Raw genomic sequence first — 16,202 nt, forward strand, 5'->3', positions numbered from 1 at the left:
ACAGAACTCTGGATGCTCAGGATTCCTCTCCGGTTGAGCAGGCCCGGAATCGGTCCGGACCCGCTCATCCGGAGAGGAATCGTTCGATAACCCTCGCCTGCCAGACCAGTCGGTATCATTCAGCTAATTGTCAGCAGCGTTCGAGTTCGCAAGGGGACCGGCGATGGCGACGAGGCGGGTGTGACGAGGCTGCCGCACTATGCGGCGATGCTGGCGCTGGCGGGTGCTCTCCCCGGCGACGGTGACCGCTGGGGCTACGAGGTCAAATTCGATGGCATTCGCGCCATCGGGTACGTCGATAACGACCTGCGGCTGATTTCGCGCAACGATAAGGACATCTCCGCGGCCTGGCCGGAACTCGCGGATATCGCACCCGGGAATCCGAGATTCGTCGTCGACGGCGAGGTCGTCACCTTCGCCGCCGACGGCCGGACCTCCTTCGAAGCACTGCAGCCACGCATGCACCAGCGCAATCCCGCCATGATCCGCGCGTTGCGGAAGTCCATTCCCGCGACGTACCTGATCTTCGACCTGCTCCACATCGGCGACCGATCCCTGATCGACCTGCCCTATCAGCAGCGTCGCCAACTGTTGGAACAACTCGGCCTACGCGGCCCGCATTGGCAGGTTCCACCGCGCTTACACGGCACCGGCGCAGATGTACTCGCCGAATCGAAACACCTTGGCCTCGAAGGCATTCTCTGCAAACGCCTCGACAGTCCCTACCTCCCCGGCCGGCGCAGCCCATTGTGGACCAAGGTCAAAAATATGCGCGACCAGGAGGTCATCATCGTCGGCTGGCGACCGGGAACCGGCAGACGCGCACGGACCATCGGCTCCCTCCTGATGGCAGTGCACGACGACTCCGGAAACCTCGTCTACATCGGCAACGTCGGCACCGGCTTCACGCAATCCGCCCTCGCCGACCTCCAATCCGAACTCCAACACCTACAACGCAATAGCCCCACCGTAACCGCCGACGTGCCCGACGCTATCTGGACAACCCCAACCCTCGTCGGCGAAGTGACTTTCACCGAATGGACCAGCGACGGCCGCCTCCGCCATCCCTCCTGGCGCGGCCTGCGTCCCGACAAATCCCCGACGGAAGTGAAGGCGCCATTATCGGATTAGACGCGTGGGCTCGACAGCGTGCGGACCGTCGACACAGTGCTCTACGGGGCGATCCGCCCCGATAGCGAACAGGAGGCAAGCTCATGAAGATCGCAGTCATCGGCACCGGACTCATCGGCTCCCAGGTGGTGGAGAAGCTCACCGCGGCGGGACACGATGCGACCGGGCACTCGCGCTCGACCGGCATCGATCTCCTCACCGGCGACGGACTCGACCAGGCGCTGCGCGGTGCCGAGGTGGTCGTCGACGTGGCCAACTCGCCGACCTTCGACGAGGCCTCGCTCGACTTCTTCCGCACCTCGGTGCCCCACCTCTTGGCCGCCGCGCAGGCGGCGGGCGTGCGCCACATCGTGACGCTCTCGATCGTCGGCGTCGACCAGGTGCCCGACCTCGTCTACTACCGGGCCAAGACACTGCAGCAGGACCTGGTCGAGGCCGGACCGATCCCGTACTCGATCGTCCGCGCGACTCAGTTCATGGAATTCGTTGTGGCGGCGCTGGACTGGACAACCGACGGTGATGTCGTGCGGCTGCCGTCCACCCCGATTCAGCCCATCAGCTCCGCCGAGGTCGCTGCCGCCGTCGCCGAGGTCGCCGCAGGCGCTCCGCTGCGAGGCATCCGCAATATCGGCGGCCCCGAAGTCTTCCGACTCGACGAACTGGGCCGAATCGCACTGGAGATCACCGGCGACAACCGCCGCGTCATTACCGACGAGACCGCCGGCCTATTCGCAGCCGTCAAAGGAGATGTGCTCACGGCGCCCAAAGGCACCCACCTCGCTACCACCCACTTCCGGGACTGGCTGCGGTCACGCTGACCAGGTGAACTCTTCGGAGGCAGTCGAGTCCGCAGCGTAGGTCCCGCCTCGACGAGGATCGGCTCATGCGAACCGTCTATGTCATCGCCCATCCGGAGTCGACACACCATGTCGAGGGCCTAGTGGGCGGGTGGTATGACTCGCAGCTCACGTCTGCGGGTTTGCGCGCTGCGGATGCCATCGCCGATGCGCTTCGGGCGAGGATTGCAATGCAGGTCGACGTGGAGTTGTTCGCATCGGATCTGCGACGTGCTGCGCGTACCGCGACCGTGATCGGCAACGTTCTGCAGGTACCGCCGGTTCTCGATCCGAGATTGCGCGAGAAGTCCTATGGCGAGGCCGAGGGCAAGCCCCGGGAGTGGCTGGATCGGAGATTCGTGCGGCCGCCGGTGCTCGGGGAGCGAATGCGCCACGATGAAGGCATATCGGGATCGGAGACCATTGCCGCATTCGCACAGCGGGTCTACGCGGCGATGGATGCGATTCGGCAGCGCGACTGCGATCATCAGATCGTGGTGCCCCACGGTGGCGCAATCACTTTCGTGGTTGCGGCGTGGACTATGTTGCCGATCGAAGCACTCGGTTACGCCCGGTTTCACGCTGCTCCGGGAAGTATTACCGAGTTGCGTGAGGATGACTACTTTCACAACCGCCAGGTCGTCAGGCTTGGTGACACTCGCCACCTCAGCCGAGAGCGCTTGTGATGACGGTGGTTACGACTTTGCGGGTGGCTTCGGGGGTGGGTGGGGCGGTGGTTCGGTCGGCGAAGAGGAGGTGGGCGCTGCCGATGAGGGTCAGGGCGAGGGTGTGGGTGTCGGCTTCGGGGGTTATGCGGCCCAGGGCCTGTTCGGCGGTGAGGTAGGTGGCGAGCATCGTGGTTGCTTCGGTGAGTACCGGGACGCCGGAGGGGCGGACGGGGCGCAGGCGGGCGCGGAGTTCGTCTCGGAAGGTGACGAGGCTGACTATGGCTACCGCGACCGATTCGAAGACGGTGGTCAGGGCTTCGGTGAGATTGTCGGTGACCGTGCGGGTGCCTGCGGATTCGCGCAGGGCGGCGGACTGCTGATCGATTCGGCCGATGCGGTCGAGGACGAGTTCGGCGAGGAACGCGTCGAAGTCGGCGAAGTGCCGGTGCAGGACGCCCTTGGCGCAGCCTGCCTCGGTGGTGACCGCGCGGCTGTTCAGCGCATTCGGACCGTCTCGCAACAGGATTCGCTCGGCGGCAGCGAATAGCTGCTCGCGCGGATCGCGCATGGCCACCCCTGTCGGCACGGTATCTCCTTTTCTCGGGCGCACCCCGTTGGCAAGTGGGCGCGCGCCCACTATGGTGGGCGCATGCCCACTCTACCTCCGGAGCGCACCGCCTCCGACCAACGCGAATCCCATCGAGCCCGTGAGCTGGCCGAATCGTTCGGCTCGGATCCGCAACGCTACGACCGGGCCCGACCCAGCTATCCGGCTGCCATGGTGGATGCGATCGTCGCCGCCAGCCCGGGCCTCGAGATCGTCGATGTCGGCATCGGTACCGGCATAGCGGCTCGGCAGTTCCGGGCCGCCGGTTGTCGCGTCCTTGGTGTGGAGGTCGATGCGCGGATGGCTGAGTGGGCGCGCAAGCACGGCTTCGAGGTCGAAGTGTCGGCCTTCGAATCCTGGGACCCCGCTGGCCGAACCTTCGACGCCGTCATCTCCGGCCAGAGCTGGCACTGGGTGCACCCTCTCGCGGGTGCCGCAAAGGCCGCCGAAGTGCTGCGACCCGGTGGACGGCTGGCCGTGTTCTGGAATTCGGGCCAGCCGCCAACAGAGTTGGCCCAAGGCTTCGCCGCGGTCTATCAACGGGTCGTGCCCGACTCGCTTGCTGCTCGTTGGGCAGCGGGGGCGACGACGGCGTCTTCGTCGCCGTCGATCAAGGCGAGCGAGGGGATTCAGGCGGCGGATGGCTTCGGTGATCCCGAGCAGTGGACGTTCGATTGGGAGCGGACCTACACCCGGGACGAGTGGCTGGATCAACTGCCCACGACCGGCGGTCATGCTCAATTCTCTTCTGCCACACAGGAAGAGGTGCTGGCAGGCGTCGGGGCCGCCATCGACGCGGCTGGTGGTTCCTTCCCGGTGCAGTTCACCACGACGGTATTGACAGCACTGCGGAACTGACCTATGCCTCAGTTCGAGCCCCGTAACGTGCGCCCGCCGACGCTGTTGTCGGACAGGCATTCGCGCCTTCGCGAGCGGGGTTATCCACAGGCACGGAGTTATCAACAGACTTTTTATTTCGCCTGGTCGGCACCGATTCTCGGCCGTGCGGTGGGACTAGCGTCGCCGCCATGTCCCGACATGACGAGCGCGAGCGGATTCGCCGACGACTGACCGTGCTGACCGAGCGGGTCGGTGCCAGCCGAACGATCGGTGCCGGGAGTCCGGCGCGTAACGACCGCCGAGGCGCTGAGCTCTGTCGAAGTTCGCCACGTTCGTCGAAGTCCGGAAAACGATCGGGGCGAAGTGCGCCGCTGGTCCGCGGTGGACGCTGGGATGACCAGGAGTTATCCGACGCTGTGGAGTCCGATACCGATTTTTCGTCTACCAAGGACGCCCGGTCCGATCTCGATGATGAGGAGGACTGGGCGGACGGGGTCGGCGAGGTGCGGGCACCGAGTTGGCTGGATGAGCCGCGGCACCGCTCGGCGTGGCGGGAACATCTTGTGCCGGAACGGTTTCGGGGTACTCGACTGGATCCGGGGTGGCGGGGACTGGTGACGCTCGTCGCGGTCGGACTGGCAGCGGTGGTAGTCGCGGCTGTCGTGGTGTTACGTGAGCGACCGGTCGCGCAGGCGGTGCCGCTGCCGTCCGCGGTGCGCGTCAGCACCGGCACGGCACCGGCTGGGCTGTCCGCCGCAAGCATGGCGGCATCATCCGGCGCGGCATCGTCTGCCCTGCCGGTAACTACGAGTCCCACAACGGAATTGGTGATCAGCGTGGTCGGTCTCGTCCATCGCGGGGGCCTGGTGCGATTGCCCGCCGGGTCGCGAGTCGCCGACGCGCTCACCGCTGCGGGCGGTGCGAAGGACGGTGCGGATCTGAGCGGGCTCAACCTCGCGCAGCGTCTCCAGGACGGCGACCAGGTTCTCGTTGGTCCGAGCGGTCCGAACGCGGGGCCGCAGCTCGGCAGTGCCACGATCGGTGCAGGTGGACGGCCGCCGGGCGGATCTGCACCGAATTCCACTGCGGCGCAACGCCCGTCGAGCAAGATCGACCTCAATACCGCGACCGAAGCCGAACTCGATGCCCTCCCGGGCACCGGCCCGGTCACTGCTCGCGCAATCGTCACCTGGCGCACCACGAATGGACGATTCACCGATGTCGCCCAACTCGGCGAGGTCGACGGCATCGGCCCGGCCCGGCTCGCCCGCCTGCGCGATCTGGTGACGGTATGACCGCATTCGACGGTGGGACAGATGGGCAGGGCGATATCGATCGACGGGCTGCCGAGGATGGTGAGCCATCGGTGCAGGCAGCACGGGTGCTCGACGCGCGGTTGCTGCCCGCCGCGTTGAGTTGTTGGGGCGCGACGATTGTCGTGCTGACGGTGGGATGGGTGGCCGGTTTGGTGCTGGCGTCGGCGCTGGTGCTGCTGGCGATCGGCCTCTGGGTGGTGCTTTTGCGCGCGGTGGCCCATCCCAGCGAGCGGTGGCGGGTGGTCGCCGTCGCCGCACTCGCCGCGCTGCTGATGGGTGCCGGGTTCGCGGTGGCCGGGGCATGGCGCGAGCATCGGGTGGCGACGCATCCGTTGCGGAACACGGCCGCTTCGGTGCGTGTGGTCGTGATACCCACCGATGATCCGAAACCGGTGCGGTCCAGCGCATTCGGGGGTGAGCAGCGATGGACGGTGCAGGCTCGGTTGCGCGAGTATCGGCAAGGCGGTGTGACGGTACGGGTGGGTGGCACCGTGGTGATCCTCGGGTCCGGCATGGACTGGGGCGAGCTATTGCCCGGGCGAGCGGTGGAGTTTCGGGCCAAGCCGGAACGGCCGTGGCACCGCGACCTCACCGTCGCCACGCTGCGGGCTCAGGGACCGCCGGTGGTGGTCAGTGCCTTGCCCTGGTGGCAACGGGTCGCGGCGGCGGTGCGCACCGACCTCGCGCAGGCGGCACGCGTACTACCCGAACAGCAGGCGGGGCTGCTGCCCGCGCTGGTGGTGGGAGACACTTCCGCGCTGCCCGACGAAGTCCGCGAGGAGTTCGAAATCGCTGGACTGGAACATATTTGCGTGGTCAGCGGGGCCAATTTCACGATTTTGTTGGCGGTCGTGCTCGGTGCTGTGCGGCTGCTCACCCTTGGGCCGCGCGCCGGTGCCGCGGTCGCGGCTGCGGCACTGCTGATGTTCATTGTTGTGGCACGTCCGGATCCGAGTGTGCTGCGGGCAGGGGCAATGGGCGCGATTACTCTGCTCGCCTTGATAACCGGACGTCGCAAGCAAGCATTGCCCGCGCTCTGCACCGCGGTCATCGGTTTGCTCGCACTGTGGCCAGAACTTGCCGTGCGAGCCGGATTCGGACTGTCGGTACTGGCGACCGCCGGACTGATCCTATTGGCACCCAGTTGGGCGGATTGGTTGCGCGATCGCGGCTGGTGGCGGGTGCCAGCCGAGATCGTCGCCGTATCGGCCGCCGCTTTCGTGGTGACGACACCGGTCGTGGTCGCGTTGACCGGGCGGCTCAGTCTGGTCGCGATTCTCGCGAACATCCTGGTCGAACCCGTAATCGCACCGGTCACGGTGCTCGGTGCGGTCGGCACCGTACTTGCTGCGGCCTGGCCGCCGCTGGCCGAACTGATACTGCGCTGCACGCAACCGCCACTGTGGTGGTTGCTGTTCGTGGCCGAACATGCGGCGAACGTGCCGGGCGCTGAGATCTCAGTGCGCGGTGGTCTCACCGGCGGGGCTATCGCTTGTGCGGCAGTAGTTTTCGCTGTGCTCGCATTGCGGTCGGCGATGATGCGCCGCCTCGCAGCTGCCGTGCTCCTCGGCGTCGCGGGCGTGCTGATTCCGGTGCGGGTCTGGCATCCGGGCTGGCCGCCCGCTGGCTGGGTATTGGCTGTTTGTGATGTTGGTCAGGGAGACGGACTCGCATTGTCCGTCGGTGACCACACGGCGGTGGTCATCGATGTCGGACCGGACCCGCGCATCATGCGCACCTGTCTGAATCGCCTGCGCATCAACCGGATCTCGCTGCTCGTGCTGACACATCCGCACGCCGACCACATCGCCGGATTGGCTGGTGCCTTACAAGGCCGTGCGGTCGACGCCCTGGCAGTCGGGCCCGGCGAGCTCTCCGGAACAGCGGGAAATGTCGAATCCGCAATCACCGGCGACCGTCGAATATCGAATTCGACCAGATCGGAGGCGGATTCGGATGCGTCGACGGACTCTTCCCCCGAACCGCATTCGCCACGACATCGGCGCGCATCGGTCAGCGGACCGGAACAAGTCGCTGGTCTCGCGGCACAGGAACACATCCCGGTGCTGGAGTTGTCTTCGGGACAGGTATTGCGTTTCGGCGCTGTCGAATTGAACGTACTCGCCCCGGCCCCACTCCAACACCGCCCGACCGGCCCGCCTAGCACCGATGATGCCAATGACCGCTCGATCGTCATCGCCGCCACCACACCTGCGGGCCGAATCCTGCTCACCGGCGATATCGAGGCCCCAGCGCAACAACGACTGCTCCACTCGGGTGCTCCTGTGCAAGCCGACGTCCTGAAGCTGCCGCACCACGGATCGCGAACGACCACGAAGGAATTCATTGCCGCCGTCCACCCGCGACTCGCCTTGGTCAGCGTCGGTGCCGACAACACCTTCGGCCACCCGAATCCGGGTGTGCTCGCAGATCTCGCCGCCCTGGGTGTCGCCGTCGCGCGGACCGATCAACAGGGCGACGTACTGGTCCTGGGTGAGGGCCGTCAGCTGCGAACCCTGACCACCCGAAGAGCCAGATAGCTGTCCCGATAGTCTGCGCGCCGATCTGGACAAGCTGCTGGACCCCGGAGCTTCGGAGCGCAGGCTCGCCGTTGGATCCGTCCGGCCGAAGTCGGGACCGGTACCTGCTGGAGTGCAGCGCGTGGATGACGGACGGAATAGCTAGACGACCGGGAGGCCCGAGTTTCGAACACGGATGGTGAAAAGGCGGAGGAGCCTGCGAGGTGTGAGGAGGTGTCGGTGACGAACCGTAGGATGCTCGCGTGAGCGAACGGACTGCGGCAGTGCACCTGGTGCTCGGTGATGAAGAGCTGTTGGTCGAACGGGCCATCGCGGGGATTACGGCGCAGGTGCGGGCGAATGCGCCCGAGCCCGATGCGGTGCCTGTTGATCGGCTGCGGGCCGGGGATGCCAGCACCGCTGAGCTAGCAGAGCTGCTGAGTCCTTCCCTTTTCGCCGAGGATCGGGTGATCGTGCTCGAGTCGGCGGCGGAGGCCGGTAAGGAGGCGGTCGCGGTGATCACCGCTGCCGCCGGGGATCCGCCCGAAGGTGTGGTGCTCGTGGTGCTGCATTCCGGGGGCGGTCGGGCCAAGGCACTGGCCCCTGCGCTGCAGAAGTCGGGTGCGCAGGTGCACGATTGCGCCAAGCTGACCAAGGCGGCCGAGCGGGTGGAGTTCGTACGCGGCGAATTTCGCAATGCCGGGGCGCGGGTTTCGAGCGAGGTCGTGCAGGTGATGCTGGAGGCGGTCGGCTCGGATCTGCGGGAATTGTCCGCGGCCTGTTCGCAATTGGTCGCCGATACCGGCGGCAAGATCGATATCGCCGCCGTGCGCCGCTACTACTCCGGCAAGGCCGAGATTTCCGGTTTCGATGTCGCCGAACTCGCGGTCGCGGGGGATCGCCCCGGTGCCATGGAGGCATTGCGCTGGGCCACCGACCGCGGCGTACCGCATGTACTGCTCGCCGACGCACTCGCCGACTCCGTCCACACCATCGCCCGTGTCGGCTCCGCGGGCCGCGGCGACCCGTTCAAGCTGGCCCAGCAATTGGGCATGCCGCCGTGGAAGGTGAAGAAAGCCCAGGCCCAAGCGCGGGGTTGGAACCAGGCCAGCATCGGCACGGCCCTGCAAGTGGTCGCCACGCTGAATGCCGACGTCAAGGGTGGTGCCGCCGACGCCACCTACGCCTTGGAACACGCCCTCACACAGATCCTGGACCTGCACTCCGCAAGCTGAGATAGCGCTGAACCCTGCTCGATGTCCGACACGCCGATGCGGTGGGTGCGAATAAGGCTCGCACCCACCGCAAGGGGAAACTCACTCGCGGCCTTCGATTTTCAGGTCGCCGAACGTCACTCCGCGGGTCATCGGACGCGCCAGCATGTCGTGCGGGAAGCCCAGTTCGATCGCGCTGGCTTGTTCCAGCCGGTCCAGCTGGGCGGCATCGAATTCCACCTCGAGCGCACCGAGGTTGTCCTCCAACTGTGCCGCCGTCCGCGCACCGATGATCGGTGCCGTGACGCCTGGGTTCTGCAGTGTCCAGGCGAGCGCAACTTGCGATGGAGTCTTGCCCAGTTGTGCCGCAACATCTTTCACCACGTCGGCGATTACCAGGCCGCGTTCGGTGAGCGAGCCGTTGGCGGCGGCCACGTTCTTGCGGGTGCCCTCGGGTGAGCTCTCCGCGTCGTGTGTCAGGTCGGCGCGGCTGTACTTGCCGGTGAGCACACCGCTGGCCAGCGGCGACCACGGCACCACACCGAGGCCGAGTTCCCTCGCCATCGGAATGAGATCGCGTTCGACGGTCCGCTCGATCAGGCTGTATTCGATCTGCAACGCGATCAGTGGCGACCAGCCGCGCAGGTCGGCGATGGTCTGCATGCGTGCGACCTGCCAGGCCGGTGCGTCGGAGATGCCGACATAGAGCACCTTGCCGGCGCGGACCAGATCGTCCATGGCGCGCAGGATTTCCTCGACCGGGGTCAGGAAGTCCCAGGCGTGCAGATACAGCAGGTCGATGTAGTCGGTGTTCAGCCGACGCAGGCTGGCCTCCACCGAACCGACCATGCTCTTGCGGTGATTGCCGCCGGAGTTGGGGTCGGTCGGCCGCCGCAGCATCGTGTATTTCGTTGCCAGCACCAGACTTTCGCGATTGGCGGCGCTGAATTCGCCGAGCAGCTGCTCGGAGGTGCCGTTGGTGTACTGGCTCGCGGTATCGATGAAGTTGCCGCCGCGCTCGACATAGGTGTCGAAGATCTTGCGGGCCTCGTCCTTATCGGCGCCCCAACCCCAATCGGCGCCGAACGTCATTGTCCCGAGGGACAGCGGAGACACCCGAAGACCCGAACGGCCGAGCAACCGGTAGGTATCGAGGGTGCGGGCTCCGGACATGTCGTGCTCCTGTCGTTAGTACTTCGTTTCCGGTGTCATCGAGTCTGGAACGGTGCGAGAGCTTGGGTAAGGGAAGGTCTTTCCTGGGAAAGCCAGTCCTAGTCAGCCGTAAGATCGAGGGCGATGACGAGCACGGTGAATGCGACACAGCGGAGCGAGCTCAGGTCCGGAGGCGGTAGCTTGCGTGACCACGAAGGGTCAGGGAGCTCCGCGAATTGGGCACAAGCACTCGCGGCCTTCCTGCGCGCTCGGCGCGAGCGCTTGAATCCCGGCGATCTGGGGCTGCCTCCGCGCAAACAGGCTCGGCGCACCCCGGGCCTGCGCCGGGAGGAAGTCGCCGAGCTGGCGGGTGTGAGCACCGACTACATCGTGCGACTGGAACAGGGACGCGGCCTGCGCCCATCCGCGGATGTCCTGGAGGCGCTCGCCCGCGCCCTGCGTCTGGATACCGACGAGCGCGCCTACCTCTTCGATCTGGCCCAGCAGCGCCAGCCGAATGCCGGGAAACCGAGCACCGTCCCCGCGCCCGCTCTAGAGCTGCTGGTGCACGATCTGTCGCCGCTGCCCGCGATGCTGATCAACCACCGCTACGACATCCTGGCGTGGAATCCGGAAATGGCGCGGTTGGTCGTCGACTTCGGCGCCCTGCCGCCGCGGCAGCGCAATTCCATGTGGCTGTGCCTGTTGGATCCCGCGATGCGCGATTTCTACTGCGACCGGGATCGGATCATTCGCGAGGGCGTCGCCGATCTGCGCGCCGCGTGGGCGGCCCATCCGGACGATCAGGAACTCGCCGATCTGGTCGCTGAGTTCACCGCACGCAGCGAGGAGTTCGCGCAGGGGTGGGCCAGGCACGACGTCCGGGTGCAGGGGCGCGGGGAGAAGCCGCTGCGCCACCCGGAAGTCGGGCCGCTGGTGGTCAATTTCGAAGTACTCATGCCGCTACAGGATCCGGACCAGCGCATCATCATCTATCGCGCGGCCGATGCGGACTCCCAAGCCGCGCTGGATCGGTTGAACGGCGATCTGGATTGAGTACCCAGAGATCCGCACCCGCTCGGTGCGGGTGCGGATTCGCGGGGATCTATTCGACCGAGCTGAGAACCAGCTCGATGTCGTCTTCGGACTCCTCGTACCGGCCCTCCCACTCCTCGTAGGCCGGAATTTCCTCGTCCCGGGTGACGATCCACTCGAGCGAGTAGCCGCCTTCCTCATCGGGGACCATGACGTTCTCGATCTTCAGTCCGATGCCTAGGACCTCGGCTGCGCGGATGATGTCCGGCAGATCTTCGGAGCGGACCGGCGTCTGATTGGCGTAGACGGTAACCATGCGCCGAATCGTAGCGGGAACCTCCGACATGTGGCTGCCCGATCCGAATACGGCTCGAGGAGTGGGATGCGGCGATGACCTGCGGATGCTGGCAGGGCCAGCACTTTCCTGCCGATTTGCCAGGAAAGTCTCGATGACACGGCACCTGCCGGGACGGTTCCGCTCAACGCCCAGGCAGCGGCATCGCTACCGTGACGGAAGATTGCTGAACTATTGCTGAAGAAATATCCGAATCCATGCCGCCGGACCGAAAAAGTGACCCTCGCAATAGTTGATGGGGACGACAAAAGCCGCCGTGGTCATCGTGGCCACGGCGGCTGCGTCAACGTATGGACGGTACTGTTGCGATCAGAGCTTGTTCAGCGCCACCGCGAGAGCCGACTTCTTGTTTGCGGCCTGGTTGGCGTGGATGACGCCCTTGGAAGCGGCCTTGTCCAGCTTGCGGCTGGCGTTCACGACCAGACCGGCGGCCTTCTCCTTGTCACCGGCCGCGAAGGCCTCCCGGACCTTGCGGATCTCGGTGCGCAGCTCGGACTTGACCGACTGATTGCGCAAGCGCGCCGCCTCGTTGGTGCGGATCCGCTTCATCTGGGACTTGATGTTGGCCACGCCTGTTTCCTCGTGTTCCTGTCGCTGGTGGACTGTGCTGAAAAGTTCGCGAGCGCGCGTTGGAAACCGGAGCAATCAGGTAACGCGACGCCGAAGATCGAGGGTACCAGCCCCCGCGTCGCACACGAAATCACCACCGCCCCGGCACGCGAAATCGCTACCGCGCGAACGGCTCGGCCGGCAACGCTACCGACCGCGTAAGGGGCGTAAAATCCGGAGTGATGCAAGAAATTTACTTGCGTCTCACACGGCATCGATGCTGCTGTAGCACGATTTTCGCATGACTCCCGGCTCGCCGCCACGTTCGGCACGATCTGCGCCGAATCGCGTCCGGTCGAACGGGCATGCGAACGGCAACGGTAGAGCAACCACATCCGGACTATTCGAGGGCTACCAACCCGGCCGGTACGCGGACGCCTTCGACGAAATGTTCGACAGCCAGGGTCGGGTGCGTCAGCCGTATAAGGGAATCTTCTCGGCGCTCGCGCCCATCGACGTGGCCGATCTCGCTGCCCGTTCGGACGCACTCGACCGCGCCTTCATCGATCAGGGCATCACCTTCTCGCTATCCGGACAGGAGCGTCCCTTCCCACTCGATCTGGTGCCTCGGGTGATCGCGGCCGCCGAGTGGGCCAAGCTGGAGCGCGGGATCAAGCAGCGGGTCACGGCGCTGGAGCTGTTCCTCGCCGATATCTACGGCGAGCAGAACATCCTGCGCGACGAGGTCATCCCGAAGCGGCTGGTCACCTCATGCCAGCACTTCCACCGCGAGGCCGCCGGACTGGTGCCGCCGAACGGAGTGCGCATCCATGTGGCCGGCATCGATCTGATCCGTGACGAGCGCGGCGATTTCCGAGTGCTCGAGGACAATCTGCGCGCACCGTCCGGGGTGTCCTATGTCATGGAGAACCGGCGCACCATGGCGCGGGTCTTCCCGGATCTGTTCTCCTCGCACCGGGTGCGCGCGGTCGGCGACTATCCGACCCATCTATTGGCCGCCCTGCGCGCAGCGGCCGCGCCGAACGAGGCCGATCCGACGGTCGTCGTGCTCACGCCCGGCGTCTACAACTCGGCCTACTTCGAACATTCGCTGCTGGCCAGGCAGATGGGGGTGGAACTGGTCGAGGGGCGCGACCTGTTCTGCCGCGACAATGTCGTCTACATGCGCACCACGGCGGGGGAGCGTCAGGTCGACGTCATCTACCGCCGCATCGATGACATCTTCCTCGACCCCATGCACTTCCGGCCCGATTCGGTGCTCGGCGTTGCCGGACTGGTGAACGCCGCGCGGGCGGGCAATGTGGTCATTTCCAGCGCGATCGGCAACGGCGTCGGCGATGACAAACTGACCTACGCGTATGTGCCGACGATCATCGAGTACTACCTCGCCGAAAAACCGGTACTGCCCAACGTCGATACCTACCGCTGCTGGCTCGACGACGAACGCGAAGAGGTGCTCGACCGCATCGCCGAACTCGTGATCAAACCGGTCGAGGGGTCCGGTGGATACGGCATCGTCATCGGCCCGGTGGCCACGCCACGAGAATTGGACACGATCCGGCGCAAGATCAAGTCGGATCCGCGGGGCTGGATCGCCCAGCCGGTGGTGCAGCTGTCCACCGTGCCGACCAAGATCGGCAACGAACTTGTCCCACGCCATGTCGACCTGCGGCCATTCGCGGTCAACGATGGTGACGACATCTGGGTGCTGCCGGGCGGTTTGACGCGAGTGGCGCTGCCGGAGGGGTCGCTGGTCGTCAACTCCAGTCAAGGCGGCGGCAGTAAAGACACCTGGGTGCTGGCCGGGCGCGCCTCGCCCGCCGACCGTGAGCTCGCGGGCGAGGAGCTAGTGAGCGATCCGCCGCAATCCGATCAGCGTGAGCTCGGCCGGGAATCGACCCCGACGCAGTCGAGTCGGCAACAGCAGCAACAACAGCAGGAGCAGCGGCTGGGACCGATGCGGCAGAGTCAGCACCAGTTCGGTGGTCCCGGGTCCGACCGACAACAGGTCGGTGTGCCCGGAAAAATCCAGCACCTTGCCGAATCCGGCAGCAGTCCGTCCCCGGGCAAGACCAACGAGAAGGCGGGGTGATGCGCTGATGCTGGCTCGCAACGCCGAATCCCTGTACTGGATCGGACGGTACGTCGAACGGGCCGACGACACCGCCCGCATCCTCGACGTCGCGGTGCATCAGTTGCTCGAGGACGCCACGGTGGATCCGGACCGAACCTCGCGAGTTCTGTTGCGGGTGTTGGGTATCGAACCGCCCGAGGTCGAACTCGATGTCTGGTCGGTCACCGACCTGGTCGCTTTCAGCCATGCCCACGGCAATTCCATTGTCGACTCGATCGCCAATGCCCGCGAAAATGCCAGGGGCGCACGCGAAGTCACCTCCAGCGAGATGTGGGAGTGCCTGAACGCCACCTATATCGGGCTCACGGCCACCGAGAAGGCCGCGCGCAGTCTCGGCCCGCACGAGTTCTTCCACTACATCAAGGGGCGCGCGGCGATGTTCGCCGGACTCTCCGACTCCACCCTCAGCCGCGACGATGGTTACCGCTTCCTGCTGCTCGGTCGCGCCATCGAACGCGTGGATATGACCGTGCGCCTGTTGCTTTCGCGCGCGGGTGATCGCACCTCGTCACCGGCGTGGGTGACCGTATTGCGCTCGGCCGGTGCGCACGACACCTATCTGCGCACCCATCGCGGCGCGCTCGATGCCAATTTGGTCGCCGAATTCATTCTGCTCGACCGGCTTTTCCCGCGTTCGGTCTTCCATTCGGTGCGGGTGGCCGAGGCCTGCCTCACCGAACTCGATCAGCGCCCGAGCAGCCGGGTCGGTGCGCGCCACGAGGCGCAGCGGTTACTCGGCCGGGCCCGCAGCGAACTCGAATTCCTGCCGCCCGGTGCGCTTCTGGAGGATCTGCAGAATCGCCTGCTTTCGCTTCAGAAGACCTGTCGCGAGGTCAGCGAGGCGATCGCACTGCAGTACTTCCACGCCGCGCCATGGGTGGCCTGGACCGATCTGCGCAGCAGTCAGGATAACCATGCGCAGGTGGAGGGAGAGCTGTGAGCTGGCGGATCAGGGTGGTGCACACCACCGGTTATGTTTATGACGCCCCGGTCACCCGATCGTTCAACGAGGCTCGGCTCACTCCGCGCGCGGACAGCAGGCAGAACGTCATCCTGAATCGGGTCGAGACGGTGCCCGCCACCCGGTCCTATCGGTATACCGACTACTGGGGTACCGCGGTCACTTCCTTCGATCTGCACGCCCCGCATACCGAATTGGAGGTCACCGGATCATCCGTGGTGGAGACCGAACCGTTCGCCGGTCCGGTCGAGGAGTTGTCCTGGGAGGAATTGCTTTCCGAACACATCGGTGACCGTTACGACGAAATGCTTTCGCCCACCGCCTATGTGCCGCAGGACAAGAAGCTGGCCGCGATCGCGAAACAGCTCGCGCGTGGCGTTCCGCCCGCGAAAGCCGTTGTACGAGTGGCTGAATGGGTGCACGACGAAATGAATTACATAGCGGGTACCACATCGGTGCACACATCGGCCGTGCAGGCTTTCGCCGAACGTCAAGGCGTATGCCAGGATTACGCGCACCTGACCCTGGTGCTATTGCGCAGCATGGGGATTCCGAGCCGCTACGTCTCCGGATATCTGCACCCCAATCCGGCCGCCGAGATCAATACGACGGTCGCGGGGCAGTCGCACGCCTGGATCGAGGCGTGGACCGGCGCGTGGTGGGGCTACGACCCGACCAACAATATCGCCATCAACGAACAGCACATTTCCGTCGGTGTCGGCCGCGACTACGCCGATGTGCCGCCGCTCAAGGGCATCTTCTCCGGCGGCGGTTCGACCGATCTGGAGGTCGTCGTAGAGATCACCCGGCTCGCCTAGCCCAGCACCGTGGCGATCCCTTGCGGATTGCTCGAAGGGTTAGCGT

At 65.7% G+C, this 16,202-nt stretch carries 15 protein-coding genes; 11 read left to right on the top strand and 4 right to left on the bottom strand.

The features are described from left to right. Positions 1 to 180: 180 nt before the first annotated feature. The 3 genes from ligD to ACIBJI_RS12000 all read left to right on the top strand — a co-directional run bounded on the left by ligD (position 181) and on the right by ACIBJI_RS12000 (position 2,653). Entirely contained in the window at positions 181 to 1,131 is a 951-nt protein-coding gene (ligD, locus tag ACIBJI_RS11990) for a non-homologous end-joining DNA ligase (RefSeq protein WP_364339139.1), read from the top strand. A gap of 83 nt (positions 1,132 to 1,214) precedes the next feature. Continuing rightward, positions 1,215 to 1,949 carry an NAD(P)H-binding protein gene (locus tag ACIBJI_RS11995; protein ID WP_364339141.1) on the top strand — a complete coding sequence of 245 codons (735 nt, stop codon included), beginning with the start codon at positions 1,215 to 1,217 and terminating at the stop codon, positions 1,947 to 1,949. A gap of 65 nt (positions 1,950 to 2,014) precedes the next feature. Further along, positions 2,015 to 2,653, top strand: coding sequence for a histidine phosphatase family protein (locus ACIBJI_RS12000; RefSeq protein ID WP_397084017.1), 639 nt, complete (start codon positions 2,015 to 2,017; stop codon positions 2,651 to 2,653). Here ACIBJI_RS12000 and ACIBJI_RS12005 read toward each other — a convergent pair. Continuing rightward, a complete protein-coding gene (locus ACIBJI_RS12005) occupies positions 2,634 to 3,221 on the bottom strand; it encodes a TetR/AcrR family transcriptional regulator (protein WP_364339145.1) in 588 nt (195 codons plus the stop codon). The genes ACIBJI_RS12000 and ACIBJI_RS12005 overlap by 20 nt on opposite strands. Before the next feature lie 63 nt (positions 3,222 to 3,284). Between ACIBJI_RS12005 and ACIBJI_RS12010 the strand changes: the two genes are divergently transcribed. From ACIBJI_RS12010 to holA, 4 genes are all read left to right on the top strand, one after another. Next, positions 3,285 to 4,100, top strand: coding sequence for a class I SAM-dependent methyltransferase (locus ACIBJI_RS12010; protein ID WP_397084019.1), 816 nt, complete (start codon positions 3,285 to 3,287; stop codon positions 4,098 to 4,100). Between the two features lie 170 nt (positions 4,101 to 4,270). Continuing rightward, a complete protein-coding gene (locus tag ACIBJI_RS12015; RefSeq protein ID WP_397084021.1) occupies positions 4,271 to 5,377 on the top strand; it encodes a helix-hairpin-helix domain-containing protein in 1,107 nt (368 codons plus the stop codon). Then, positions 5,374 to 7,938, top strand: coding sequence for a ComEC/Rec2 family competence protein (locus tag ACIBJI_RS12020; RefSeq protein WP_397084023.1), 2,565 nt, complete (start codon positions 5,374 to 5,376; stop codon positions 7,936 to 7,938). Before ACIBJI_RS12015 ends, ACIBJI_RS12020 begins: the two co-directional genes overlap by 4 nt. Before the next feature lie 242 nt (positions 7,939 to 8,180). After that, positions 8,181 to 9,152, top strand: a complete 972-nt coding sequence (gene holA, locus ACIBJI_RS12025) for a DNA polymerase III subunit delta (RefSeq protein ID WP_364339154.1) — start codon at positions 8,181 to 8,183, stop codon at positions 9,150 to 9,152. Positions 9,153 to 9,233: 81 nt separating this feature from the next. Here holA and ACIBJI_RS12030 read toward each other — a convergent pair whose 3' ends face one another. After that, entirely contained in the window at positions 9,234 to 10,304 is a 1,071-nt protein-coding gene (locus ACIBJI_RS12030) for an aldo/keto reductase (protein ID WP_364339156.1), read from the bottom strand. A 180-nt stretch (positions 10,305 to 10,484) separates the two neighbouring features. Between ACIBJI_RS12030 and ACIBJI_RS12035 the strand changes: the two genes are divergently transcribed. Further along, entirely contained in the window at positions 10,485 to 11,339 is an 855-nt protein-coding gene (locus tag ACIBJI_RS12035) for a helix-turn-helix domain-containing protein (protein WP_396955793.1), read from the top strand. A gap of 49 nt (positions 11,340 to 11,388) precedes the next feature. On the opposite strand, the gene ACIBJI_RS12040 is transcribed toward ACIBJI_RS12035, so the two are convergent. Both ACIBJI_RS12040 and rpsT read right to left on the bottom strand, forming a co-directional pair. Continuing rightward, positions 11,389 to 11,634, bottom strand: coding sequence for a hypothetical protein (locus tag ACIBJI_RS12040; protein WP_364339161.1), 246 nt, complete (start codon positions 11,632 to 11,634; stop codon positions 11,389 to 11,391). 348 nt (positions 11,635 to 11,982) lie between these two features. Further along, positions 11,983 to 12,243, bottom strand: a complete 261-nt coding sequence (gene rpsT, locus ACIBJI_RS12045) for a 30S ribosomal protein S20 (RefSeq protein WP_364339163.1) — start codon at positions 12,241 to 12,243, stop codon at positions 11,983 to 11,985. 427 nt (positions 12,244 to 12,670) lie between these two features. Between rpsT and ACIBJI_RS12050 the strand changes: the two genes are divergently transcribed. Genes ACIBJI_RS12050 through ACIBJI_RS12060 form a run of 3 tightly spaced genes read left to right on the top strand, consistent with a single transcriptional unit; the run spans position 12,671 to position 16,156 of the window. After that, positions 12,671 to 14,335: a circularly permuted type 2 ATP-grasp protein gene (locus ACIBJI_RS12050; protein WP_397084246.1), complete on the top strand. Its 1,665-nt coding sequence runs from the start codon at positions 12,671 to 12,673 to the stop codon at positions 14,333 to 14,335. Positions 14,336 to 14,342: 7 nt separating this feature from the next. Beyond that, positions 14,343 to 15,317, top strand: a complete 975-nt coding sequence (locus ACIBJI_RS12055) for an alpha-E domain-containing protein (protein ID WP_396955794.1) — start codon at positions 14,343 to 14,345, stop codon at positions 15,315 to 15,317. Beyond that, positions 15,314 to 16,156, top strand: a complete 843-nt coding sequence (locus ACIBJI_RS12060; RefSeq protein ID WP_396955795.1) for a transglutaminase domain-containing protein — start codon at positions 15,314 to 15,316, stop codon at positions 16,154 to 16,156. The genes ACIBJI_RS12055 and ACIBJI_RS12060 overlap by 4 nt, the downstream gene beginning before the upstream one ends. Positions 16,157 to 16,202: the final 46 nt, after the last annotated feature.

Origin of the sequence: Nocardia sp. NPDC050408, from assembly GCF_044458905.1 — a bacterium.
Lineage (GTDB): Bacteria > Actinomycetota > Actinomycetes > Mycobacteriales > Mycobacteriaceae > Nocardia.

What these genes read in the sequence shown, in the direction of transcription:
- ACIBJI_RS11995 (WP_364339141.1), top strand. Translation starts at nt 1,215, where the DNA reads ATGAAGATCGCAGTCATCGGCACCGGACTCATCGGCTCCCAGGTGGTG.
- ACIBJI_RS12000 (WP_397084017.1), top strand. Translation starts at nt 2,015, where the DNA reads ATGCGAACCGTCTATGTCATCGCCCATCCGGAGTCGACACACCATGTC.
- ACIBJI_RS12010 (WP_397084019.1), top strand. Translation starts at nt 3,285, where the DNA reads ATGCCCACTCTACCTCCGGAGCGCACCGCCTCCGACCAACGCGAATCC.
- ACIBJI_RS12015 (WP_397084021.1), top strand. Translation starts at nt 4,271, where the DNA reads ATGTCCCGACATGACGAGCGCGAGCGGATTCGCCGACGACTGACCGTG.
- ACIBJI_RS12020 (WP_397084023.1), top strand. Translation starts at nt 5,374, where the DNA reads ATGACCGCATTCGACGGTGGGACAGATGGGCAGGGCGATATCGATCGA.
- ACIBJI_RS12030 (WP_364339156.1), bottom strand. Translation starts at nt 10,304, where the DNA reads ATGTCCGGAGCCCGCACCCTCGATACCTACCGGTTGCTCGGCCGTTCG.
- ACIBJI_RS12040 (WP_364339161.1), bottom strand. Translation starts at nt 11,634, where the DNA reads ATGGTTACCGTCTACGCCAATCAGACGCCGGTCCGCTCCGAAGATCTG.
- ACIBJI_RS12050 (WP_397084246.1), top strand. Translation starts at nt 12,671, where the DNA reads ATGTTCGACAGCCAGGGTCGGGTGCGTCAGCCGTATAAGGGAATCTTC.
- ACIBJI_RS12055 (WP_396955794.1), top strand. Translation starts at nt 14,343, where the DNA reads ATGCTGGCTCGCAACGCCGAATCCCTGTACTGGATCGGACGGTACGTC.